The sequence below is a fragment of the Microbispora hainanensis genome, assembly GCF_006874475.1.
GTDB lineage: Bacteria > Actinomycetota > Actinomycetes > Streptosporangiales > Streptosporangiaceae > Microbispora > Microbispora hainanensis.
Genome location: NZ_VIRM01000005.1, coordinates 1 through 23567 on the forward strand (window position 1 = coordinate 1; position 23567 = coordinate 23567).

Annotated in this window: 16 protein-coding genes and 1 pseudogene; 10 read left to right on the plus strand and 7 right to left on the minus strand. The window is 73.5% G+C overall.

The window, feature by feature from the left end; translation table 11 throughout:
• Positions 1 to 75: 75 nt before the first annotated feature.
• Together FLX08_RS05575 and FLX08_RS05580 are read right to left on the minus strand one after the other, a co-directional pair.
• Positions 76 to 567 carry a DUF2470 domain-containing protein gene (locus FLX08_RS05575; protein WP_142617118.1) on the minus strand — a complete coding sequence of 164 codons (492 nt, stop codon included), beginning with the start codon at positions 565 to 567 and terminating at the stop codon, positions 76 to 78.
• A complete protein-coding gene (locus tag FLX08_RS05580; RefSeq protein ID WP_142617119.1) occupies positions 531 to 815 on the minus strand; it encodes a hypothetical protein in 285 nt (94 codons plus the stop codon). Before FLX08_RS05580 ends, FLX08_RS05575 begins: the two co-directional genes overlap by 37 nt.
• 2 nt (positions 816 to 817) lie before the next feature.
• On the opposite strand from FLX08_RS05580, the pseudogene rpsD reads away from it, so the two are divergent.
• A pseudogene (rpsD, locus tag FLX08_RS05585) lies at positions 818 to 1276 on the plus strand (30S ribosomal protein S4); the annotation flags it as partial.
• Positions 1277 to 1304: 28 nt separating this feature from the next.
• On the opposite strand, the gene FLX08_RS05590 reads toward rpsD, so the two are convergent.
• The gene (locus tag FLX08_RS05590; protein ID WP_142617121.1) at positions 1305 to 2030 is read right to left on the minus strand and encodes a GNAT family N-acetyltransferase; all 726 of its coding nucleotides are present in this window, start codon (positions 2028 to 2030) and stop codon (positions 1305 to 1307) included.
• Between the two features lie 186 nt (positions 2031 to 2216).
• On the opposite strand from FLX08_RS05590, the gene FLX08_RS05595 reads away from it, so the two are divergent.
• Positions 2217 to 2990 (plus strand): MerR family transcriptional regulator, encoded by a 774-nt coding sequence (locus FLX08_RS05595; RefSeq protein WP_142617122.1) that lies wholly within the window; start codon positions 2217 to 2219, stop codon positions 2988 to 2990.
• A gap of 477 nt (positions 2991 to 3467) precedes the next feature.
• Here FLX08_RS05595 and FLX08_RS05600 read toward each other — a convergent pair whose 3' ends face one another.
• A complete protein-coding gene (locus tag FLX08_RS05600) occupies positions 3468 to 6104 on the minus strand; it encodes a serine/threonine-protein kinase (protein WP_142617123.1) in 2637 nt (878 codons plus the stop codon).
• A gap of 340 nt (positions 6105 to 6444) precedes the next feature.
• Here FLX08_RS05600 and FLX08_RS43215 point away from each other — a divergent pair, with 340 nt between their 5' ends.
• Positions 6445 to 7506 (plus strand): chorismate mutase, encoded by a 1062-nt coding sequence (locus FLX08_RS43215; RefSeq protein WP_142617124.1) that lies wholly within the window; start codon positions 6445 to 6447, stop codon positions 7504 to 7506.
• Between the two features lie 79 nt (positions 7507 to 7585).
• Positions 7586 to 11107: a DNA polymerase III subunit alpha gene (dnaE, locus tag FLX08_RS05610; protein ID WP_142617125.1), complete on the plus strand. Its 3522-nt coding sequence runs from the start codon at positions 7586 to 7588 to the stop codon at positions 11105 to 11107.
• Positions 11108 to 11153: 46 nt separating this feature from the next.
• On the opposite strand, the gene FLX08_RS05615 is transcribed toward dnaE, so the two are convergent.
• Positions 11154 to 11927 carry an MBL fold metallo-hydrolase gene (locus FLX08_RS05615; RefSeq protein WP_142617126.1) on the minus strand — a complete coding sequence of 258 codons (774 nt, stop codon included), beginning with the start codon at positions 11925 to 11927 and terminating at the stop codon, positions 11154 to 11156.
• Positions 11924 to 12922 (minus strand): cyclic nucleotide-binding domain-containing protein, encoded by a 999-nt coding sequence (locus FLX08_RS05620; protein WP_142617127.1) that lies wholly within the window; start codon positions 12920 to 12922, stop codon positions 11924 to 11926. The genes FLX08_RS05615 and FLX08_RS05620 overlap by 4 nt, the downstream gene beginning before the upstream one ends.
• Before the next feature lie 131 nt (positions 12923 to 13053).
• On the opposite strand from FLX08_RS05620, the gene FLX08_RS05625 reads away from it, so the two are divergent.
• The 6 genes from FLX08_RS05625 to FLX08_RS05650 are packed head-to-tail and all read left to right on the plus strand — an operon-like array spanning position 13054 to position 23230.
• Positions 13054 to 14355: an adenylate/guanylate cyclase domain-containing protein gene (locus FLX08_RS05625; protein WP_208761278.1), complete on the plus strand. Its 1302-nt coding sequence runs from the start codon at positions 13054 to 13056 to the stop codon at positions 14353 to 14355.
• A 1-nt stretch (position 14356) separates the two neighbouring features.
• Positions 14357 to 15076 (plus strand): ABC transporter ATP-binding protein, encoded by a 720-nt coding sequence (locus FLX08_RS05630; protein ID WP_142617128.1) that lies wholly within the window; start codon positions 14357 to 14359, stop codon positions 15074 to 15076.
• Entirely contained in the window at positions 15073 to 17472 is a 2400-nt protein-coding gene (locus FLX08_RS05635) for an ABC transporter permease (RefSeq protein WP_142617129.1), read from the plus strand. Before FLX08_RS05630 ends, FLX08_RS05635 begins: the two co-directional genes overlap by 4 nt.
• A 6-nt stretch (positions 17473 to 17478) precedes the next feature.
• On the plus strand, positions 17479 to 19896 hold the full coding sequence (locus tag FLX08_RS05640; protein WP_142617130.1) for an ABC transporter permease: 2418 nt from the start codon (positions 17479 to 17481) through the stop codon (positions 19894 to 19896).
• A 3-nt stretch (positions 19897 to 19899) separates the two neighbouring features.
• On the plus strand, positions 19900 to 21795 hold the full coding sequence (locus tag FLX08_RS05645; protein ID WP_142617131.1) for a sensor histidine kinase: 1896 nt from the start codon (positions 19900 to 19902) through the stop codon (positions 21793 to 21795).
• Positions 21788 to 23230, plus strand: a complete 1443-nt coding sequence (locus tag FLX08_RS05650) for a phytoene desaturase family protein (protein ID WP_142617132.1) — start codon at positions 21788 to 21790, stop codon at positions 23228 to 23230. Before FLX08_RS05645 ends, FLX08_RS05650 begins: the two co-directional genes overlap by 8 nt.
• Here FLX08_RS05650 and FLX08_RS05655 read toward each other — a convergent pair.
• A complete protein-coding gene (locus FLX08_RS05655) occupies positions 23196 to 23555 on the minus strand; it encodes a response regulator (RefSeq protein WP_208761279.1) in 360 nt (119 codons plus the stop codon). The two genes, FLX08_RS05650 and FLX08_RS05655, sit on opposite strands and share 35 nt — an antisense overlap.
• Positions 23556 to 23567: the final 12 nt, after the last annotated feature.

The following is a 23567-nucleotide window of genomic DNA, read 5'->3' on the forward strand; positions in this document are numbered from 1 at the left end:
CAAGGAAGCAAGGGACGGGACAAGCCCGGCAGTAACCGCCAGGGCTGCAAACCTTCGCAGGATCCTCGCTGCTCATCAGTTCCTGGACCTCCCCCTCGCCGCCTCTTGGCGCGTCTTGCGGTCGTGACATGCCTGCCAGATGCAGGCGAGGTTGGACATGTCCCAGGAGCCGCCTTCGGCGACGGGGAGTTTGTGGTCCACGATTCGGCCTGGAAGGCCACGGACGTAACAGGTCTCTCGGTCCCGGTGTTCAAGTGCCGCGGGCGTCGTGACGGGCGCGGGCCAGGAGACCCTGACCAGGTGGCCGGGCCCCGGCCGCAACGTGGCGCCGTAGCGGTCGAGCTCCCACAGCCACACGTCCTCCTGGGCAGGTTCCCCCGTCAGCCTCTCCACCGCCTCCTTCAACTGCCGCGCGTGTGACTCGTTGACGTGGCGCACCATGCGTTCGGCCAGGGGGAGCGGCGGGTCGGGAGCCGAGGCGGGGTAGCTCTTGGCGTCGAGGACGCCCGACTCCTTACCGATCAGGTAGATCAGTGGCAGACGTCGACGCGCAGCAGCGCGGGACAACCGCCCTCGACGGCCGCGAACAGGTCCTCGTCGAGGCACGCCTCCGCGATGGCGACGGCGGTGGCGCGCGTCTCCGCCTCCGGCACGGGCTGCGTCCACCCGCGCACCTTCAGCAGGGCGCGCTGCCGCTCGACCCCACCGAGCTCCCTGCTCGCCGTTAGGTCGACCGTCACCAGGGTCTCCGCGGGCGCGCCGTGCAGGGCCTCGCCGGGCTTCACCAGCAGGACCGGCCGGCCCGTGCCGTCCACGCCGCCCCGGGCGGCGGGCGGGCGTCCCGCTCACCCGGAAGGCGGTGAAGTATTTCGAGGCTAGGCCCTACCCGCCGGGGCAGCACGGCCGCAAGACCAGCCGGCGCAACATCGGTGACTTCGGAGTGCGGCTGCTGGAGAAGCAGAAGCTCCGCTGGTATTACGACGTGTCGGAACGTCAGCTCCGCCGCTACTGGGACCTCGCCGTCCGCAGCCCCGGTCGCTCCGGGGAGGAACTGCTGACGCTGCTGGAGACCCGGCTCGACTCGCTCGTCCTGCGGGCCGGCCTGGCGCCGTCCATCTACGCCGCCCGGCAGTACGTGAACCACGGGCACATCACGGTCGACGACCGCAAGGTGGACATCCCGAGCTACCTGGTCAAGCCGGGCCAGTCGGTGGCCGTACGGGACCGGTCGGTCAGGATGCAGCCGTTCGTGGCCGCCGCCGAGGGCGCGACGGCCCGTCAGGCGGGGCGGTCGTGATGGTGCGTCACGGGGTGCGGAACCCGCGGAACGTCACGCGCCTGCGTACCTTGAAGCCGAGCCGCTCGTAGAGCGCGATCGCGGCGACGTTGGCCTCGGCCACGTGGAGGAACGGGCGCTCGCCGCGCGCCGTGATGTGCGCGACCAGGGCGCGCACCAGGCGGGAGGCGTGACCTCGCCCGCGGGCTTCGGGGGCGGCGCAGACGGCGCTGATCTCGGTCCACCCGGGCGGGCGGAGCCGTTCGCCCGCCATGGCGACCAGGGCCCCGTTCTCGCGGACGCCCAGATAGGTGCCGAGCTCGTGGGTGCGGGGCCAGAACGGCTCCGGCCGGGTCCGGGCGGTGAGGTCGAGCATCTCGGGCACGTCGCCTGCGCCCAGCTCGACGATCCGCGTGCCGGGCTCGGCCTCTGCATGACCGGGTTCGGCCTCCATGAGACCGGGCTGGGCACCCGCGGGCCAGACCATCTGGAAGCCGTCGAGGGCGAACATCGGCTCCCAGTCCGCGGGTGGAATCGCCGGGGAGCTGAACAGATCGGCGAACCCGCCGCGGCCGAGCAGCCGTGCGAGGTCGTCCCACTCGGCCGGGCCGGGGTCGGCGGACACCGTGGAGAAGGTCGCGACCTCCGGCGGATAAGCGGCCGCCCGGCCGAGCCGGCGGGCCAGGTGGGCGTGGTGGCCGCGAAGCGACTCGCCGACGGGATCGTCGAGTGTGACGGCGTCGCGGTCGACCATCTGTCGTGCCTTTCGTATCCGGGCGTGAGAGCCCCCAGCCTTCGACAGGGGCGTGACCGGAGGTTCCGCAGCCGCAGTGTAGTCAGGCGGGTTCACGTCCTCGTCAGCGGAGGGGCGTCGCCCGCCGGTGACGGCCCGCTCGCGGGGCTTGAACCCTACGTGGCGGGAGGTCGTAGCGTTCCGAACGTGATCGGGACAGACGACGCCGGACGGCGATGGTCGATCGGCGAGCTGGCGCGGGCGACCGGGATGACGGTGCGCGCGCTCTACCACTACGACGAGATCGGGCTGCTGAGCGCGAGCGAGCGTACGCCCGCCGGGCACCGCCGCTACACCGAGCGGGACCTGCGGCGGCTGTACCGCGTCCGCACCCTGCGGACTCTCGGCCTGTCGCTGGAGGAGATCGCGGGCGTTCTCGACGGCGCGGCGGACGATCCCGAGCCGATGCTCGATCTGCTGACGACGCAGTTGCGCAGGCTCGACGAGCACGCCGAGCTGATCGGGATGCTGCGTCAGCGGATCCGCGGCCTGCTCCGGCAGGCCGGCGACTCGTCCGGCCCCGATCCGGACCAGTTGATGACCACATTGGAGTTGATGTCGGTGTTCGAGACCTACCTCACCGAAGAGCAGCGCGAGCGGCTGGCCGAGCGCAGGGCCGCGCTGGGCAGCGAGGGCGTCGAAGCGGCCAAGCACGAGTGGAAGGGGCTGGTCGAGGAGGGCCTGCGGCTCGTGGAGACCGGCGTGCCCGCGGAGGACGAGCGCGCCCGCGACCTCGTACGCCGCTGGGACGCCCTCGCGGGCAGGTTCCACCCCGACGGGCCGGAGGGCGAGCGGACCAGGGCGGCGGCCCACAGGATGTGGCAGGACAACAGCGCGGAGATCGGCCGGAGCCTGCCCTGGCCGGCCGAGCGGATCGCCGGCCTGGTGGCCTACCTGGAGCAGGCCCGGCAGGCCGGCTGAGCCCGTTCCGGCACCCTGGGCAGGGGGCCGGTCGCCGAGGCGGAGCCGACATGGTGAACCTTTCACCCGTTCCGCCGCGTCCAGCGAGCGCCGGGTCGAGCGGGGGACGGCGGACGTTGACCGGCGGGAAGGGCCGGCCTACCGTGCGGGTCGGCCGTCCGCGCCCCTGTCGTCAGCCGGGGGTTCCGTGTTCAGCACCGCCGCGGCGCGCCTCGTCCCCCTGGCCGCCGCCGTGAGGGCCCTCGTGCTGCGCTACTACGGGGTCAAGGCCCAGATCCGGCGACCGCGACACTGCCGTGCTACGGCTCCGGGAAGGTGACGTTCACGCCCGTGGCCGACAGGTGGACCGCCCGCCAGGCGACCGTCGTGGCCGACTACGTCGGCCAGCCCTGACGGCATCGCGTCGACGCCGTGCCGGGACCGCGGGCACCCGCGTATGAGTGCCCGCGGTCACGGGCGTGACACGCCCGCCGGTCACTACTTCGCCGGCTTGAAGGTGGAGGCGATGGTCTCGAAGAGCTCCTTCTTCTTCTTCCAGTCCTTGTCCTGGGTCTTGTAGAGCAGCGCGTAGCCGTTGTGCTTGTCGGTGACGAAGCCGCGGTCGATCACGCGTGACCGATAGCGGCTGTCGCCGAAGGTGAACTCCCAGTCGGCCGCGGTCTTCCAGAACCCCTTGACCTCGCGGATGTCCACGAGTTTGTAGCCGGGGAAGTTCCGGCTCATGCCCGGCACGTCGCGCCGCCAGACCTTCAGCGCGTCCGACTCGGGACTCGTGGTGTGGTGGACCTCCAGATAGGTGTGCGAGTCGCCGCGGAAGCGGACCTCGCCGTTGCCCCTGCCGTCGACGTGCCATCCCTTCGGCAGCGCGATGGAGAACCCGCTCGAGTGCTTGTACTTGTGCCAGCCGTCGGGGACGCCGGCGGGCTCGGAGGTCTCGGGGCTCGGGGAGGGCTCGGGGGACTTCGTCTCCTCTTCGGAGGCGGACGCGGTGGGCTCGGGGGAGTACGGCGCGTCCGAGGAGGGCTCCGAGGCGGAGGGCGTGTCGCCGCCCTTGCCCGTCGCGGCCGTGCCCGCGTCAGACCCGGCGGCGGGGTCGCTTCCCGAGCCGCCCTCACCCGCCCGCAGGCCGAGGTAGCCCGCCACGCCCGCGATGACCAGCAGCGCGGGAATGAGGATCAACGCGACCTTCAGCATGCTGTTCGACGACCGCGGCACGACCAGGCTGGTCGGCGACCCCTGCCATGCCGCCCCGCCCTGCGGGGACATCGCCGGGGACGCCTGCCGCAGCCCGGCGATCGGGCTCCCGGCGCCGGCGATCCCGCCCGCGGCCGAGGACTCCTGCGTGCGGTCGGCCGTGGCGGCGGGCCGCTCGTCGCCCGCGCCCGGTGTCGGCCTGTCGCTCGCGTAGGGCCGGGACGTACGGCTGTCGCCTCCGGAGCCCCCAGAGCCCGCGGAACCCCCAGAGCCCGCGGAGCCCCCGGAGCCGGTGGAACCGGAGGAGGCGAACGAGCCGGACGAGCCCGACGAGCCGGACGACGCGGACGAGGCCGAACCCGCCGCGCCCTTCGGCGCGGCGCTCCCCTCTGCGGTGCTGCCGTCCGCGGTGCTCTTCGGCGTCGCGCTCGCCCCGGAGGCCGTAGTGGCGGGACGCTCGCCGGAGGAGGCGCCGGAATCCTTCGCCTTCCCGGCGGCGGACGAGCCCTCCGGTCCCTTACGGCCCTCCCCGCCGGAAGCCGCAGAGGCGGCGGAGGCCACGGAGCCCGCGGAGGCGGCGGGAGCGATCCTGGTGGTGCCGTCGCCGGCGTCCGCCTCCGCCGCCCGGCCGCCCTCCTTCTCGGGCCTCCCCTTTGCGGAAGCGCCGGTCGAAGGCGTCGTACGGGCGGGCGGGGCGGCCTGCGCGCCGGTCTCCGGCATGGCCGCCTGCGCCTTCCCGGCCCGCTCCTGGGCCGTGCCGTCCGCCTGCCCGGGTGCCCCGTCGTCGCGTATGACCGGGAGGGGCGAGGTGATCTCGCCGGGGCCCGCGGCATCGCTCACGGCCCCGCCGCGCCCTGCCGTTCCTCCCTCGCCGGCGGCGGGGGTGCGCTCCGCCGCCTCGTCCCGCCGCCCGGACCCGGACGCGGAGGACCCGGACGCGGAGGATCCGGGCGGAGAAGACGCGGGCGAGGGAGACGCGGGCGGGTAGGGCGCCGCGCCCCGGGACGCCTTGCCCTGCCGGGAGGCGGGCGTTCCGGGCTTCGCGGAGTCCGGCGCGGCCTGAGGGGAAACGGGTTCGGCGGCGGGCCGGGACGGCGGCGGGGCCTGCTCCCGCGACGCCCGCTTGAGCAGCCGGATGAGCTCCTCGTAGCCGGGCCGGTCGGCGGGCTCCTTGGCGAGCATCCGGTGGAGGACGGAACCCAGCGCGCCCGCGCGCCGCGGCGGGGCCGGGTCGTCGTTCAGCACGGCGTGCATGGTGGCCATCGCCATGCCCCGGTCGTGCGGGGGCTTGCCCTCCACCGCCGTGTAGAGCGTGGCGCCGAGCGACCACAGGTCCGATTCGCGCTGGGCGGCCTCGCCGCGGAGCCGTTCGGGCGCGATGAAGGCGGGGGTGCCGACGAGGCCGGTGCGGGTCATGGTGGAGTCGGCTTCGAGCCTGGCGATGCCGAAGTCGGTCAGGACCACCCGGCCGTCATCGGTGAGCAGCACGTTCTCGGGCTTGACGTCGCGGTGCAGCACGCCCTGACGGTGGGCGGCGCGCAGCGCGTCGAGGATCTGCAGGCCGATCTCGACGGTGCGCTCGGGGGACAGCGGGCCGTCCTCCCTGATCACCTGCCCGAGCGACCGGGACGGCACGAGCTGCATGATGATCCAGGGGCGGTCGTCCTCCTCGATCACGTCGTGGACGACCACCACGTTGGGGTGGGTGAGGCGGCCCGCGGCCCGGGCCTCGCGCATGGTCCGGCGATTGAGGTCGCTGAGCTCGTCGCCCATGGCGCTGTCGTAGCGGACCTCCTTGACCGCGACCTCGCGGTCCAGCAACTGGTCGTGGGCTCGCCATACCACGCCCATGCCACCCCGGCCGATCGGCTCCACCAACTGGTACCGGCCTCCGACGAGCCGGCCTTCCGCACGCGACACTCGAACCCCTTCCTGGACCCATGAATCGTCCCACGGATGGCAAAGGGATCAACCGCGTACATGACAGGCGATCCCGGAATCCGAGACAAATCGGTTCGAGTCGTGGCCCGCCGCTGCTAAGGTCCTTGTTATGGGTAGGTACAGCTCGTTTACGAGGCCGGCTCCGGAGGGCCGGTCGCGTGACGTGAGCTAGCGACCATCCGGAGCCGGCTTGAGGCAGGGACGCCAGCGTCTCTGCCTTTTTCGTTTTCCGGACGTTCGTTTCCTCAGCCAGTCCCGATCTCAGCGAGTCCCCGTGGCGGACAGCCGGTTCCGCGGGGGCGCTCATGGAGGAGCCCACATGACGAAGGCAGCCCAACTCGACCGCGATGCCGTACGGATCGGCGACCTCGTGATCGGCGACGGGCGCCCCGTTGTGGTCATCGGGGGCCGGGACGCCCGCTGGGTGCGCCTGCACGGCGACGGCGGCACCCCCGGCACCCCCGGCACTCCAGGAACTCCCGGCACCCCCGGCGGTACTCCCGGTGGCGCTCCCGGGGACGGCGCGGGGCCCGTGCCGGGCACGCCGGGGGACGCTCCGGCGCTCGGCTCTTCCGGGGACGGTTCCTCTCGGAACGGGAGGACCGCCGAGGCGGGCCCGCTGCTGATGGAGCCCGCCACGGTCGCCGATCTGCCCGTCGTGGCCCGGCACGCCGACGGAGTGGTGGTCGGGGCGGCCTGGGCGGCCGACCCCGATCTCGTCCGCGCCGCGGCCCGGCTCGGGCTTCCCGTCGTCCTCCAGCGGGGAATCGGCCGGCACGGGCGCGCGGTGACGCTGGAGGAGTGGCTGGCCGCGGTGGACGACTGCGCAGCCGAGGGCAACGAGGCGGTCGTGCTCTGCGAGAGCGGCGGCCGCGGCGAGCCGGAGGACGCGGCGCCCGATCTCGGGCTCATGCGCGCCGCGCGGGCCCGGGCCGGCCGCCCCGTGCTCGCCGGGCTGGGCGCCGACGGCGGGCTCGCGGGCGCGGCGGTGGTGGCGGGGGCGGACGGCCTGCTGGTCGGCCCTGGCGCGCCCGCGCCGACCCTCGCGGCGGCGCACGAGGCGGCGACCGTCATGGCGGCGCTCGTGCGGCGCGACGACCCCGAGACCCTCGGCGCGGCCCGGGCCGCGATCGACCGGGTGGACGCCGCCCTCGCCACGCTGCTCGAACGCCGGGCCGCGCTGGCCGGGCGCATCCAGCGGCTCAAGCCCGTCGGCGGGTTCCGGGGGCGCGACATGGAGCGCGAGCGGCGCCTCGTGGAGGCCATGGCCCGGCGCGCCCCCAGCCTCGGCGCGGGGCGGCTCGCCCCCATCATGAACGCCGTGATCGAAGCCGGGCTGCGCCTGTCGGAGGAGACGCGCGACGGCGAGGAACGGAGATGAACTCTGTTTCACCTGAGTCCCACTGGTTGGCGATCACGGCGTAGGCTCTGACCCGCGGTCCGGTGACGATGGGGGTCTCATGGGTGATTCGTTTGTTCATCTGCACGTCCACACCGAGTATTCGATGCTCGACGGAGCGGCGCGGCTGAAGCAGATGTTCAAACTCGTGGGCGAGCTGGAGATGCCCGCGATCGCGATCACCGACCACGGCAACATGCACGGCGCCTACGACTTCTACAAGCAGGCGACCGGCGCCGGGGTGAAGCCCATCCTCGGCATCGAGGCGTACGTCGCGCCCGAGTCGCGCATGCACAAGAAGCCGGTGCTGTGGGGCGAGCCGCACCAGAAGAGCGACGACGTCTCTGCGGGTGGCTACTACACCCACATGACCATCTGGGCGCGGAACAAGACCGGCCTGAAGAACCTGATGAAGCTCAGCTCGCGTGCCTACACCGAGGGCTTCGTCCGCAAGTGGGCCCGGATGGACGCCGACATCCTCGCCGAGCACGCCGAGGGCCTGATGGCCACGACCGGATGCCCGTCCGGGGAGGTGCAGACCCGGCTGCGGCTCGGCCAGTACGACGAGGCGCTCAAGGCGGCCGCGAAGTTCCAGGACATCTTCGGGAAGGACAACTACTTCCTGGAGATCATGGACCACGGGCTCGACATCGAGCGCCGGGTCCGCGACGGCCTGATCCGGATCAGCCGCGAGCTGGACATCCCCCCGGTGGTCACCAACGACTCCCACTACACGTACGAGTCGGACGCCGCCGGTCACGACGCCCTCCTGTGCATCCAGACGGGCAAGCAGCTCAGCGACCCCGACCGGTTCCGGTTCGACGGCAGCGGCTACTACATCAAGACGGCCGACGAGATGCGGGCGGTCGACTCCTCCGACATCTGGCAGGAGGGCTGCCGCAACACGCTGCTGGTGGCCGAGAAGGTCGACCCCGAGGGCTTCTTCCCCTACCACAACCTGATGCCGACCTACCCGATCCCGGAGGGGCAGACGGAGGAGGAGTACTTCCGGCAGCAGGTCTGGGAGGGCATGAAGCGCCGCTTCCCCGGTGGCGTGGACGAGGAGCACCGCGCCTGGGTCGAGAACGAGATCGGCGTCATCCTCCAGATGGGCTTCCCGAGCTACTTCCTCGTGGTCGCCGACTTCATCATGTGGGCCAAGAACAACGGCATCCGGGTGGGCCCCGGCCGTGGTTCGGCCGCCGGCTCGCTGGTCGCGTACGCGCTGGGCATCACCGACCTCGACCCGATCCCGCACGGCCTGATCTTCGAGCGGTTCCTCAACCCCGAGCGCGTCTCGATGCCCGACATCGACATCGACTTCGACGAGCGCCGGCGCGCCGACGTGATCCGCTACGTGACCGAGAAGTGGGGCGCCGACAAGGTGGCCATGATCGCCACGTTCGGCACCATCAAGGCGAAGGCGGCCGTGAAGGACGCCGGCCGCGTCCTCGGCTACCCGTACGCGCTGGGCGACCGCATCTCCAAGGCGTTCCCCCCGGCGGTGATGGGCAAGGACATCCCGCTGTCGGGCATCTTCGACTCCGACCACCCGCGTTACAACGAGGCGGGCGAGCTGCGCAAGCTGTACGAGGAGGACGTCGACGTCAAGGCGACGATCGACCTCGGGCGCGGCCTGGAGGGCCTGATCCGGCAGACCGGCGTGCACGCCGCGGGCGTCATCATGTCGGCGGAGCCGCTGACCGACCACATCCCGATCATGCGCCGCGACTCCGACGGCGCGATCATCACGCAGTTCGACTACCCGACCTGCGAGACGCTCGGCCTGCTGAAGATGGACTTCCTGGGCCTGCGCAACCTCACGATCATCGACGACTGCCTGAAGATGATCGAGACGAACACCGGGAACAGGATCGAGCTGCTAGAGCTCCCGCTCGACGACAGCAGGACGTACGAGCTGCTGGCCAAGGGCGACACGCTCGGCATCTTCCAGCTGGACGGCGGCGGCATGCGCACGCTGCTGCGGCTGATGAAGCCCGACAACTTCGAGGACATCTCCGCGGCCCTCGCGCTCTATCGGCCCGGCCCGATGGGCGCCAACTCGCACACCAACTACGCGCTGCGCAAGAACGGCCAGCAGGAGATCAGCCCGATCCACCCGGAGCTGGAGGAGCCGCTCAAGGACATCCTCAGCACGACCTACGGCCTGATCGTCTATCAGGAGCAGGTCATGGCCATCGCCCAGAAGGTGGCCAACTACACGCTCGGCGGCGCCGACCTGCTCCGCCGCGCGATGGGCAAGAAGAAGAAGTCCGAGCTGGACAAGCAGTTCGAGTTCTTCGAGAAGGGCATGAAGGAGAACGGGTTCTCCGCCGCGGCCATCAAGGCCCTGTGGGACATCCTCCTGCCGTTCTCCGACTACGCCTTCAACAAGGCCCACACCGCCGGATACGGCCTGGTGTCCTACTGGACCGCCTATCTCAAGGCCAACTACCCGGCCGAATACATGGCGGCCCTGCTCACCAGCGTCAAGGACGACAAGGACAAGTCGGCCCTCTATCTCAACGAGTGCCGCCGCATGGGCATCAAGGTGCTCCCGCCGGACGTCAACGACTCCGACTTCGACTTCACCCCGCGCGGCACCGACATCCGGTTCGGCCTGTCGGCCATCCGCAACGTCGGCGCGAACGTCGTCGACGGGGTCATCGCGGCGCGCAAGGAGAAGGGCAGGTTCACCGACTTCAAGGACTTCCTGCGCAAGGTCCCCGCGATCGTCTGCAACAAGCGGGTCATCGAGTCGCTGATCAAGTCGGGTGCGTTCGACTCGTTCGGGCACGTGCGCAAGGGCCTGCTGATGGTGCACGAGCAGGCCGTCGACGCGATCATCGACATCAAGAAGAACGAGGCGATCGGCCAGGACTCGCTGTTCGGCGCGATCGACGGCGCCGAAGACCAGACCTTCGACGTGCAGATCCCGCCGGGGGAGTGGGACAAGACGACGCTGCTGCAGTTCGAGCGCGAGATGCTCGGCCTGTACGTCTCCGACCACCCGCTGTTCGGCGTCGAGCACATCCTGTCGGCGGGCGCCGACTGCTCGATCGCGGCCCTCCAGGACGACAGCCGTCCCGACGGGCAGGTCGTCACGGTCGGCGGCATCCTGTCGGGCCTGCAGCGCAAGGTGACCAAGAAGGGCGACACCTGGGTCCTCACGATGCTGGAGGACCTGGAGGGCTCGATCGAGGTCATGATCTTCCCGTCGGCCTACCAGCTCTGCGCGACCGTGCTCGCCGAGGACGCGATCGTCTTCGTCAAGGGCAGGATCGACAAGCGGGAGGACGTCGCGAAGATCATCGCGATGGAGGTGACCGCGCCGGACCTCAGCGCCGAGAACGGCGGGCCGCTGGTGGTGAGCATGCCGATCAACCGCTGCACGCCGCCCGTCGTCGGCCGGCTCAAGGAGGTGCTGACCACCCACCCCGGGACCACGGAGGTCCACCTCCAGGTGCACAACGGGCCGCGTACGACGGTCATGCGGCTGGACGACCGGCTCCGGGTGACCCCCTCGCCCGCCCTGATGGGCGACCTCAAGCAACTGCTCGGCCCGGCCTGCCTGGCCGGTTGACCGGGCGCCCGGCCAGGGCCAGGGGATGAAGCGCAGGGCATGAGGGTCAGGGGATGAGCACGTCCCCCTGGCGTGCCACCTCCACCTCCTTGGCCAGCACGTCCAGCGCGTCGTCCGTACGGGCCGGGGCGTGGTGGGTGAGCACGAGGCGGCGGGCGCCGCAGCGGGCGGCGAAGGCGACGGCGTCGGCGACCGTGGAGTGGCCGTAGGCGTCGGCCGTCGCCTGCTCCCCGGGCAGGAACTGGCCGTCGTGCAGCAGCAGGTCGACGCCGGCCGCCAGCTCGGCGGCGGCCGCGCACCCCGCCTGCGGCGCGTGGTCGGGCAGGTAGGCGATGGCGACTCCGTCACCCTCCACCCGGATGCCGTGGGTGGTGCCGCCCTTGTGGGAGATCTCGGCCACGGTGACGGCGTACCCCTCGATCACGCCGCAGGCGGAGGGGAGGAACCGCCAGGCGCCCGCGAGGCCGCCCGGGGTGATGGGGAAGTGCGGCGGGGACATGACCCGGGTCAGCGTCTCGAGCGGCCGCGGCGAGGGCAGGTAGAGATCGACCCGCGCGCCGGGGTGGTCGAGCGGCGGGCAGAACGGCAGCCCCTGCACGTGGTCCCAGTGAAGGTGGGTGACCAGGACGGAGCCGCGGAACGGCGCCCCGCCCAGCAGGGCGCCCAGCCCGCGCAGGCCGGTTCCCGCGTCCAGCACCAGGGCCGGGACGGTGGAGTCGTCGGGCAGCACGGCGACGCAACTCGTGTGACCGCCCCACCGCACGAACTCGGGGCCCGGCGCCGGGGTCGAGCCGCGGACGCCGAGCATCGCGAGCCTCACGTGAGCTGTTCCTCTCGCCGGTGCCCCTCGGCCAGCGCCGCCAGTGCCTTCCTGTCCACCGCGTCCGCGGCCGCCTCGGCCACCCTGACCGGCGTCAGCGCCGTCAGGGTCGCCGTGCGCAGGCCGCCTTCGAGCACCGCGCGCTCGCCGAGGATCGCGCCGGGGCCGAGCTCGGGCAGCGGCGTGCCGTCCACGTCCACCCCGAGCACGCCGTCGAGAAGCAGGAACAGGGAGGAACCCGGCTCGCCCTGCCGCACCAGCCGCGCGCCGGCGGGCAGCGAGCGGATGACCGGCCTGCGGGCGCCCCGCATGATCAGCAGGGACAGCTGGCGCTCCAGCGCCGTCTCGGCCGCGGTGACCAGCACCGGGGAGTCCTCGTCGCCCCACGGCGTGCGGCCGGGCCCCTCCTGGGCCGCCCACGCCGTGAAGTCGGTGAGGCCGGCCTTGAGCGTGAGCCGGTCGTCGGGCCCGTAGACCCAGTGGCGGGGGAACGGGCTCGCGCCCTCCAGCGTCCCCTCGGCCCGCCCGTCGGCGTGCAGCGTCACCGCGAGCGTGGTCCACACCAGCGGCGACTGCATCCGCAGGTACGGCGGCCGCGAGACCCGCCGGGGGAACGGCAGCGCCGTGCGCCCGCCCGCGGTCTGCCTGAAGGTGATCCACCCGTCGCCGGTCTGGGGCGCGGGCCTCAGGTCGGGCAGGCCGTACGCGGCGAACCGCACGCCCAGCGGGCCCAGGCGGACGGTCGTGGCGCCCATGACGAGGCCGCCGTCCGCGCCGTGCGCGACCACCCGGTCGCCGTCGAACTCGGCCCAGACGCGCAGGCGGTTGGCGAACCGGAACGCGTCGCGGTCGCGCAGGCCGTCGACGTCGGTGATCACGTCGGGCGGCGGATCGTCGTAGTGCGTGAGTCCCATCGTGAACGCGGGCTTGGTGTAGCCCTTGACCGCCTCGGACGGGATCCAGGAGATGGAAGTGATCTTCGATTCGACTCGCATGCTCTGACCGTAGGAACCGCGCGGGCCGGCTTCGAGGGCGTCAGCCTGCGAACGCGTGGGGGTGCCAGCACCCCCGGACCGTCGTCCTGGCACCCTTTCCGCCCGCTCCTGCCGGATATGTAATTTCGCTTGTGGAACGCATCACCGTGGTTCTCGCGGACGACAACCTGATCGTCCGCGAGGGTGTGCGCGCGCTGCTCGGCCGCGACGCCGCACTGGAGATCGTGGGGCTGGCCGCCGACTACGCCGAGGTGGTGGCCGCCGCGGTCCGCCTGCGCCCGCAGGTCGTCGTCACCGACATCCGGATGCCGCCGACCTACCAGGACGAGGGGATCGAGGCGGCGCGCGAGGTGCGCAAGCGCTTACCCGGCACGGGCGTCGTGGTGCTGAGCCAGTATGACGACCCCGACTACGCGATCCGGCTGCTCGACGAGGGCGCGGCCGGATACGCCTACCTTCTCAAGGACCGGGTCGCCGACGCCGGCCTGCTCGGCAGGGCCATCCGGGAGGTCGCCGCCGGCGGCTCGCTCATCGACCCGGCGATCGTGCGCGAGCTGGTGACGCCCGCCCGCGACGAGGGACGGCTGTCGCCCGCCGAGGAGGACCTGCTCCGCCAGGTCGCCCAGGGCCGCACCGTTAAGGCGATCGCCGCGTCGCGGGGGGAGCCGCCCGAGGCGGTCAACGCCGAGATCGAGCGGCTCTTCCTCGTCCTCGCCAGGGGCGCGAGCGCGGGACTGCAGGGGGCGCTGCGCCGGCTGCGGATGCTGCACACCGCGATCCTGCGCCGCGACGAGCAGGGCGAGACGCTGTCGCGCCTGCTCCCCGGCGGCCTCGCCGACAAGCTGCTGCGCGACCGCGACGCCGCCGGCCGCACGGAACGGCTCGTCGTGACCGTGCTGATGTCCGACGTGCGCGGCTATTCGGCCATCGCGGAGGCCACCGACCCGGCGGTGCTCGCGGGCCAGCTCAACGCCCACCGGCGGGCCATGAACGCGGCGATCCTCAGCGCGGGCGGCACGGTCATGCAGTATGTGGGCGACGCCGTGATGGCCGTCTTCGGCGCCCCCGACCCCGCGCCCGACCACGCCGCGAGAGCCGTACGCGCGGCCTGTGAGATGCACGTCCGGCAGCGCGGGCTCGACGCCGAATGGGCAGGGCAGGGGCTCGTCCCCTTCGGCCTCGGCATCGGCCTTTCCACGGGCGAAGTAGCGGCGGCCCTCCTCGGAAGCGATGAACGGGTGGAGTACACCCTCGTGGGAGACACGGTGAACCTCGCCCAGCGCATGCAGGACCTGGCACGCCCCGCCGGCACGGTCGCGGCGGAGACGACCGTGCGCGCGGCCGGCGAGCGCTGGCCCTGGAAACCCCTCGGCCCGCGGCTCGTCAAGGGCCGCTCCACCCCCGTCAACGCCTATCACCTAGAGGTGAACTGAGATGTCCGCCCCCCAGCCGGCCGCCGCGATCGACGGCGCCACCACGGAACCCGCGGCGGTGCGGGTCCGCGGCGCCCGGCGCACCTTCACCGCCGACCTCGCCCCGGTGCGCGCGCTGCGCGGGGTCGACCTCGACGTACGCCAAGGAGAGTTCCTCGCGGTCACCGGCCCCTCCGGCTGCGGCAAGTCGACACTGCTCAACGTCATCGCGGGCCTCGACGCGGTCGACGAGGGGACGATCGAGGTCGCGGGCGAGCGGGTGGACGGCAGGGACGAGGACTGGCTGGCCCGCTTCCGGCGCGGCCACATCGGGTTCGTGTTCCAGTTCTTCAACCTGCTCGACGGCGTGTCCGCACTGGACAACCTGATCATGCCCGGCGTGCTCGCCGGCATGAAGCGGCGGGCCGCCGAGTCGCGGGCCCGCGACGTGCTCGACCTGCTCGGGCTGAGCGACCGCGCGGAGCAGGTGCCCGCGGTGCTGTCCGGAGGCCAGCGCCAGCGCCCGGCGATCGCCCGCGCGCTCGTGAACGAGCCGACGCTGCTGCTCGCCGACGAGCCGACCGGCGCGCTCGACAGCGAGGGCGGCCTGGAGATCCTTGAACTGTTCCGCAGGCTCCACGGCGCCGGTCAGACGATCATCATGGTGACGCACTCGCCGGAGGTGGCCGCGGGCGCGGGCCGCACCGTGCGGATGCGCGACGGCCGGGTGGAGACGCCGTGAGCCTCGTCAGCTTCTGGCTCCGGCTGGAGGCGCGCCGGCGGGCGCGGTCGCTGGCCGTGCTCGCGCTGCTCGTGGCCGTGGCGACCACCACGGTGCTGGCGGCCCTGGCCGGCGCGCGGCGGGGCGACGGCGCGATGGCCCGCCTGAGCGCCGTCACCCTGCCCGCCGACGCCGTCGTCCTGCCCAACCAGCCGGGATTCGACTGGGACGCGGTGCGCGCGCTGCCGGGCGTGGCGGCGGTGTCCGGCTTCGCCGTGGCCCCCTTCTTCGTCGAGCAGCTGCCCGGCTACTTCGGCTATCTCCCTCCGGTGGACCGTGACGCGTACCGGACCGTCGAACGGCCCGTGGTGCTGGAGGGGCGGCTCGCCGACCCCGCCCGCCCGGACGAGGTCATGGTCTCCGGCTACTTCCCCGGCGCGTACGCACTGCGCGTCGGCGACACCCTCACCCTGCGCCTGCCGTCCGAGCGGCAGGCCGGCGACTTCGATTTCAGCGACGAGCCGGGCGGTCCCCGCGTGCGGGTGCGCGTCGTCGGGGTCATCCGCTCCCCGTGGTACTCCGACAAGCTCGCCGACAAGGGCGCCTGGTTCTCCGTCTACCCCTCGCCCGCCCTCTTCGCCGCGCATCCGAAGAACTTCCTCGGCGCCTCCTCGTCGGGCTTCGTCAACGCCCTGGTGCGGCTCGACCAGGGGGAGCGCGGTCTGCCCGCCTTCCGCGCCGGGCTGGCGAAGATCACCGGGCGTACGGACATCGAGATCTGGAACGCCGCCGACGTCGCCCGGCACCGTCAGCAGGTCAACGCCTACGAGAGCCTGTGTCTCGCCTTCTTCGCCCTGGCGGCCCTGGCCGCCGCGATCGTCCTCGTCGGCCAGTCCGTGGCCCGCTACGTCGCGGCCGGCGTCGGAGAGCTGCAGGCCCTGCGGGCGTCGGGGCTGACGACGCGGCAGTGCCTGGCCGCCGCCTGCGCCGGGCCGTTCCTCGCCTCGGTCGCCGGCTCGACGCTGGGGACCGCCGGCGCGGCGGCGGCCTCCAGGTGGACGCCGATCGGCGCGGCCTCCCTGGTCGAGCCCGCCCCCGGCTTCGACGCCGACCCGCTCGTGCTCGGCTGCGGCTGGGCCGCCGCCCCGCTGCTGGTCCTGGCCGGGGCGCTCGCCGCGGCCTGGCTCGCCGTCGTGTCGGCCCGGTCCGCGGCGGCACCGCTCCGCTCCGTGGTGGCGCGGGCGGCGGACCGCCTCGGGCTGCCCGTGCCCCTGGTGGCCGGCGCCCGGTTCGCCCTGGAACGCGGTCAGGGCGCCGGCGCGGTCCCGGTGCGCCCCGCGCTGGTGGCGGCGGTCGCGGGCGTGCTCGGCGTGCTCGCCTCCTTCACGTTCGCCGCGGGGGTCGCCGACGCGGCCGGCAATCCCACACGGTTCGGGCAGACCTTCCAGCTCACCGCCTTCCTCGGTGAGGGCGGCCAGGACTGGGCCGCGCCGGAGCAGATCATGACGGAGGTCGCCCGGGACCCCGACGTCGCGGGGGTGAACGACGCCCGGGTGGCGGTCGCGGAGGCGGACGACGCCTCCGTCACGGTCTACCGGCACCGTCCGTTCGCCGGATCGGCCGACGTCGTGCTCCTGTCGGGGCGGATGCCCGAAGGCCCCGGCGAGGTCGTCCTGGCCCCCACGACCGCGCGCACCCTGGGCGCCGAGGTCGGCTCGTCCGTACGGCTCGCGGGCACGACCGGGCCGCGGGAGATGACGGTGCGGGGGATCGGCTTCGTCCCGCAGGGGTCGCACAACGACTACGACGCGGGCGCGTGGGCCACCGCCGCCGGATTCGAGGCGATGTTCGGCGCGGACTTCAAGTATCACCTGGCGCTCGTCGCCCTGCGCCCGGGCGCGGATCCGCAGGCCGTCCTGGACCGCCTCACGAAGGCCATGGCCGGGATCGAGGGGGGCGACCGGATCTCCGTCGAGCCGGGGCAACCGCCCGAGCAGCTCGCCGAGGTGCAGGACGTGCAGATCCTTCCGCTCTTCCTCGGCGGCTTCCTGGCGCTGCTCGCCGTGGGCGCGGTGGGCCACGCGCTCGCCACCGCCGTACGGCGGCGCAGGCACGAGGTCGCCGTCATGCGGGCCCTCGGCATGACCCGGGCGCAGTCACGGCTCGTCGTGTTCACCCAGGCGTCGCTGCTGGCGGTGGCCGGGCTGGCGTTCGGCGTGCCGCTCGGCGTGGCGCTGGGCCGCACGCTGTGGCGCGTCGTCGCGGAGCGCACCCCGCTGTTCTACGAGCCGCCGGTCGCCCTCTGGGCGCTGCTGGCGATCGGGCCGGCGGCGGTCCTGGTCGCCAACCTCCTCGCGTTGTGGCCGGGGCGGCACGCCGCCCGGCTCCGCATCGGCCACATCCTCCGGACGGAGTGAGCGGCGATGACCATGACGGCTACCTGGCTGCGGCTGGAGTCACGCCGCCGCCGGCGGTCACTGGCGGTGCTGACCCTGCTCGTGGCCTTCGCCTCGGCCACCGTCCTGGCCTCGGTGGCCGGCGCACGGCGAGGCGGCACGGCGGTGGACCGGCTGACGCGGGAGACGATGCCCGCCACGATCTCGGTGCTGCCCAACCAGCCGGGCTTCGACTGGGACGCGGTACGCGCGCTTCCCGAGGTCGCGGCGCTGACGATGTTCGCGGTGTCGGGCGGCTTCTGGGTTGACGGCATCCCCGTGTCCGACAACATCTCCGTGTTTCCGCCTACCGACGGGGAGTTTCTGCACACCGTCGAGCGGCCGGTCATTCTCGACGGACGGCTACCGGATCCGGGACGGGTCGCCGAGGTCGTGGTCACTCCGATGTTCACCTGGTCGTACCACCGCCGTGTGGGCGACCGGCTGGTCCTGCGGCTGATGTCCCCCGATCAGGCATCGGACCCGGACTACGACCCGTCGAACGGCGAGCCGCCGCGGGGACCGTCGGTTCCGGTCACGATCGTCGGCGTGGTCCGCGCGCCGTGGTTCGCCGATCGCGCCGGGGAGAAGGGCGCCCTCATCCCGTCGTACGGACTGTTCGCGAAATATCGGGAGAACCTGATCGGGGAGGACGGCTTCGTCAACGCCATCGTCCGCCTGAAGCACGGCACGCGGGACATCCCCGCGTTCCGGGAGGGACTCGCCCGGGTCTCCCACCGCAACGACATCGACGTGTGGGACAACGAGACGAAGTTCGCCGAGCCCATCCGCCGGATGGCCGGCTTCGAGGCCGCCTGCCTGCTCGCCTTCGGGCTCGCCGCGCTGGCCGCGGCGATCGTGCTGATCGGGCAGTCGGTGGTGCGCTACACGGCGGCGACGGTCGCCGACCTGCAGGTGCTGCGGGCCGTCGGCCTGACACCGCGCCAGACGGTGTGGGCGGCCTCGGCAGGTCCGTTCCTCGCGGCGCTCGCCGGCGCGACCGCGGGGGCCGTCGCCGCGGCGGTGGCGTCCGCCTGGATGCCGATCGGCGCCGCCGCTCTGGTCGAGCCCGCCCCCGGCGTCGACCTGGACTGGCCCGTCCTGGCCGGCGGGCTGATCCTGATCCCCGCGCTCGTCCTCGCCGCGGCCGGGGGCGCGGCGGTCGTCACCCTGGCCATCGCCCGGCACGACCCGGCGGGACGCCGGTCCCTGGTGGCCCTCGCGGCGGCCCGCGCCGGTCTTCCCGTGCCGCTCGTGGTCGGTGCGCGGTTCGCCCTGGAGCCGGGCAGGGGCGCAGCCGCGGTCCCGGTCAGGCCGGCGCTGGCCGGCGCGGTCTCCGGAGTGCTCGGCGTGCTGGCGGCCTTCACGTTCTCCGCCGGAGTGCAGGACGCCTCCGCGCATCCGGAGCGGTTCGGGCTGACCTACCAGCTGTCGGCGTTCTTCGGCATGAACGGGACGGACTTCGGGCCGGCCGGCGAGGTGCTCCGCATCCTGGCGCGGGAGCCGGACGTCCAGGGGATCAACGACAGCCGGATCGCGGTCGCCGAGTCCGGAGACGTCTCCGTCACGATGGGCACGTACGCCCCGGTGGGCCGCCCGCTGCCGGTGGCGCTTCTCGCCGGCCGGATGCCGCGGACGGCGGGCGAGGTCACGCTCGCGCCCAAGAGCGCCGGCATGCTCGGCGCCGGCGTGGGCGACCGGATCCCGCTGCGGGGCGGCGCCACGCCGGTGACCATGACCGTCACGGGGATCGCGTTCGTGCCCGCGAGCCCGCACAACGACTTCGGCGACGGAGGCTGGGTCACCTCCGGCGGATACGACCGGATCTTCTCCGGGGCGCAGGCATTCAAGTTCCACGCGGCCGAGATCGCCCTGCGCCCCGGCAGCGACGTCGCCGCCGTGCGGGAGAGGCTGCAGGCCGTCGTCGCCGCGGTCGAGGGCGCCGAGAACCTGGAGTTCGGAGACCCCTGGCCGCTGCCCGAGGCGATGGTCCAGATCCGCGGCGTGGCCCGGCTGCCCGCCCTCCTGTCGGTCTTCATGGCGCTCCTGGCGGTCGGCGCCGTCGGGCACGCCCTCGCGACGGCGGTCCGGCGACGGCGGCACGACGTGGCGGTGCTGCGGGCGCTCGGCATGACGCGCGGGCAGGCCCGATGGACGGTGGTCGTGCAGGCCACGCTGCTGGCGGTGTTCGGGCTCTGCTTCGGGGTGCCGCTCGGGGTCGCGCTCGGGCGCACGCTGTGGAGGGTGGTGGCGGACACGATGCCGCTGATGTACGTGGCCCCCCTGGCGGTGACGGCGCTGCTCCTGGCCGGGCCGCTGACCGTCGCCGTCGCCAACCTGCTGGCCGTCCGGCCGGGGCGGCACGCCGCCCGGCTGCGCATCGGCCACGTCCTGCGGGCGGAGTAGCCCATGATCGCCGCCTGTGCGCTCGTCGCCGCCGCCTGGCTCGCCGCCACGGTGGCCGCCTTCTTCGCCGGCCGCCCGGCGCTGGCCCGCGTGGCCGGGCTCGTCGCCGTGACACAGGCGGTGGCCGTCGTGGTGCCCCGGGCCGCGCCGCTGGTCGTGGCGGCCTGGCTGATCTGCGGACTCGGCCTGCCGGACGGCCCGCTCGGATCCCCGGCCCGGCGGCTGCTCGCGGCCGGAGCGGCGGCGGGCGCGCTCGTGTGGACGGCGGCGCTGCCGGTCACCACGGGATCCGTCCTCGCCGCCGCGGCCGCCGCCGCGGCCGTGGCGCTCGGAGGTGTGGCCGTCCGCTGTCCCAGGGCGCCCGCCGCGCGCCGCCGCACCCTGCAGTGGATCGCCGCGGCCACGGTGGTGACGGCCGCTGTCGACGCCGTGCTGGTGGCGGTCAACGCCCTGCTCGACACCCCGCACGACCTGCTGCCCTGGATGCTCGGCGCGATGGCGGTCATGCCCGTGGGCCTGCTGCTCGGCCAGGTGAAGGCGACCGCGCGCCTGGCGGAGCGGGCCCTGGTCGAGGCGGTGGTGATCGCGGGCCTGACCATGCTCGTGGTCGCGGTCTACCTGGTCGTGGTCATCGGGCTGGCCCGCCGTCCCGTCGCCGCCGAGCGCGACGTGCTGGTCGCCAGCGTCGCAGCCTCCCTCGCGGCGGTGCTGCTCGCCCTGCCCGTACGGTTCCGCCTGGTCTCGGTGGGGATGTCGTTGCTGGGACGGCGCGGGCAGACGCCGGAGGAGGCGCTCGCGTCGTTCGGCGCCCGGATGAGCCGAGCGGTGCCGTTCGACGAGCTGCTGCTCCAGCTCGTGGAATCGCTGCGGGCCGCGCTCGGCCAGGCCGGCGCCGAGGTGTGGGTGGGCGCGGACGGCACGCTCCACCGCCAGGTCAGCGTGCCGGAACGCCCGGCCGACGTGATCGCCCTCACCGACAAGGAACGGCTCGTCATCGGGGGCACCCGCATCGGCGGCACCGCCTGGACGTCGGTCTGGCTGCCCGCGCTGCTCGACGACCGCGAGGCGCCGATCCGGGTGGCGCCCGCCGCCCACCTGGGCGACCTGCTGGGCCTGCTCGTCGTGCGGCGGCCACGCGAGGGCGTCGAGTTCTCCGAGGAGGACGACAGCGTGCTCATCCAGCTCGCCCGCCAGGTGGGGCTGGCCCTGCACAACATGCGCCTGGACACCGCGCTGCAGGCGTCGCTGGAGGAGCTGCGGCAGCGCAACGAGGAGCTGCAGGCGTCCCGGCTGCGCATCGTCACGGCCGCGGACGCCTCCCGGCGGGCCATCGAGCGCGACCTGCACGACGGCGCACAGCAGCATCTCGTCGCGCTCGCGGTCAAGCTCGGCCTCGTCCGCGAGATCATCAAGGATGATGTGGCCATGGCCGCCGGGCTCCTCGACGAACTGCGTGGCGACGTGCAGCAGGCCAACGCCGCGTTCCGCGAGCTCGCCCACGGCATCTATCCGCCCCTGCTGCGCGACCACGGGCTCGGCGAGGCCCTGCGCTCGGCCGGCCGCCGGGTGGCGCTGCCGTACCGGGTGGAGGTGGACCTGGCGGAACGCTATCCGGAGCAGGTCGAGGCCGCGGTGTACTTCTGCTGCCTGGAGGCGATCCAGAACGCGGGCAAGTACGCGGGCCCCGGCGCGTCCGTGGAGGTGCGCATCCACGCCGAGGACGGCGTGCTGCACTTCAGCGTGCGCGACGACGGCGCGGGCTTCACGCCGGGCGGCGTCCAGGGGCATGGTTTCGTCAACATGACCGACCGGCTCGGCGCGATCGGCGGGCGGCTGCACGTCGAGTCCGCGCCCGGGGCCGGGACGACGATCAGGGGAGAGGTGCCGGTGCATGGCTGACGGCTTCGACGCCGTGGTGGTCGGTTCGGGCCCGAACGGGCTGGTGGCGGCGGTCACCATGGCCGAGGCGGGCAGGCGGGTCCTGCTGCTGGAGGCGGCGGACGCGTTCGGCGGCGGGCTGCGCACCGCGGAGGTGACACTGCCCGGGTTCCGGCACGACCTGTGCGCGACCGTGCTGCCGCTGGCGCTGGCCTCACCCGCCTTCCGCCGGGACCGCTTCTGGCAGGACCTGGGAGTCGAGTGGGCGCATCCCGCCATACCGGCCGCGCATCCGCTGGACAAACGCCCGGCGGTGCTCGTCCACCGCTCGCTCGGCGAGACCGCGCGGGGGCTCGGCCGCGACGGCCCGGCCTGGCGGGCCACGGTGGGGATGATCACGCGCGGGGGCGACCGGCTCGTCGACACGCTGCTCGCCCCTCTGTCGGTGCCGCGCGCGCCCCTGCGGGCCGCCGGGTTCGGTGCGGTGGCCGCGCTGCCCGCGACCGCGCTCGCCCGCGCCGTGTTCCGTACGGCCGGGGCGCGGGCGGCGCTCGCCGGGATGGCCGCGCACTCGATGCTCGACCTGCGCGCGCCGATCACCGGCGGATATGGGCTGATGCTGGCCGGGCTCGCGCACCATGTGGGGTGGCCCCTGGTGCGCGGCGGCTCCCAGCGGCTCGCCGACGCGCTCGTCCGCCGCATCAGGGACCTCGGCGGCGAGGCGCACACCGGACACCGGGTGCGGAGCCTCGACGAGGTGCCCGCGGCCGCGTCGATCCTCCTGGACCTCACGCCACGCCAGGTGCTGGCCGTGGCGGGCCGCCGGCTGCCCCCGGCCTACCGGGCGCGGCTGGGCCGGTTCCGCTACGGCCCCGGCGTGTTCAAGCTCGACTGGGCGCTGTCGGGACCGGTGCCGTGGGCCGACCCCGCCGTGGGCATGGCCGCGACCGTGCACCTCGGCGGCGCCATGGAGGAGATCGCGCACGCGGAGGCGGAGGTGAGCCGGGGGCGGCATCCGGACCGGCCCTACGTGCTGCTCGTCCAGCCCGGCGTGGCCGACCCCACCCGGGCTCCCGAGGGCGGGCACGTTTTGTGGGCCTACTGCCACGTGCCGAACGGCTCACGGGTGGACATGACCGATGCGGTCGAAGCGCAGATCGAGCGGTTCGCCCCCGGGTTCCGGGACCTCGTGCTGGCCCGCGCCACCATGGACACGCGGGCCTTGGAGGCGCACAACCCCAACAACGTGGGCGGCGACATCGGCGGAGGGGCGGGCGACCTGGGCCAGTTCGCCGGGCGTCCGGTCTACTCCCCGCACCCCTGGGCGACCCCCGTGCCCGGCCTCTACATCTGTTCCGCCGCCACTCCGCCCGGGCCCGGAGTGCACGGCATGGGCGGCCTGCAGGCCGCCCGCCTGGCGCTCAGACGGGAAGCGCGCGCAGCAGGGCGGGAGTGAGGTCGTCCTTGCGGATGTAGGCGAGCGCCCCGCACGCGCCGGCGTCGGGCGGCAGATCGTCGGCGGCGTACGTCGACACCAGCACGACCTTCACGTCGGGCGACTCGGCCAGGATGCGGCGGGTCGCCTCGATGCCGTTGATCCCCGGCAGGTTGATGTCCATCAGGATCATGGTGGGCCGGCCGCCGATCACCAGGTCGAGGGCGTCCTCGCCCGTCGCCGCCTCGCCCACCACCCGCCATCCCGGCAGCAGCCGGATCAACGCCCGGGCGACCGACCGGAACGGAGCCTGGTCGTCCACGATGATCACGTCGACCACTCGCATGTCCCCAGGATC

Excerpts from the sequence above, each read along its gene's own strand:
- dnaE (WP_142617125.1), top strand. The coding sequence starts at position 7,586 with ATGGGTGATTCGTTTGTTCATCTGCACGTCCACACCGAGTATTCGATG.
- FLX08_RS05590 (WP_142617121.1), bottom strand. The coding sequence starts at position 2,030 with ATGGTCGACCGCGACGCCGTCACACTCGACGATCCCGTCGGCGAGTCG.
- FLX08_RS05620 (WP_142617127.1), bottom strand. The coding sequence starts at position 12,922 with ATGCGAGTCGAATCGAAGATCACTTCCATCTCCTGGATCCCGTCCGAG.
- FLX08_RS05640 (WP_142617130.1), top strand. The coding sequence starts at position 17,479 with ATGACCATGACGGCTACCTGGCTGCGGCTGGAGTCACGCCGCCGCCGG.
- FLX08_RS05645 (WP_142617131.1), top strand. The coding sequence starts at position 19,900 with ATGATCGCCGCCTGTGCGCTCGTCGCCGCCGCCTGGCTCGCCGCCACG.
- FLX08_RS05650 (WP_142617132.1), top strand. The coding sequence starts at position 21,788 with ATGGCTGACGGCTTCGACGCCGTGGTGGTCGGTTCGGGCCCGAACGGG.
- FLX08_RS43215 (WP_142617124.1), top strand. The coding sequence starts at position 6,445 with ATGACGAAGGCAGCCCAACTCGACCGCGATGCCGTACGGATCGGCGAC.
- FLX08_RS05655 (WP_208761279.1), bottom strand. The coding sequence starts at position 23,555 with ATGCGAGTGGTCGACGTGATCATCGTGGACGACCAGGCTCCGTTCCGG.
- FLX08_RS05630 (WP_142617128.1), top strand. The coding sequence starts at position 14,357 with ATGTCCGCCCCCCAGCCGGCCGCCGCGATCGACGGCGCCACCACGGAA.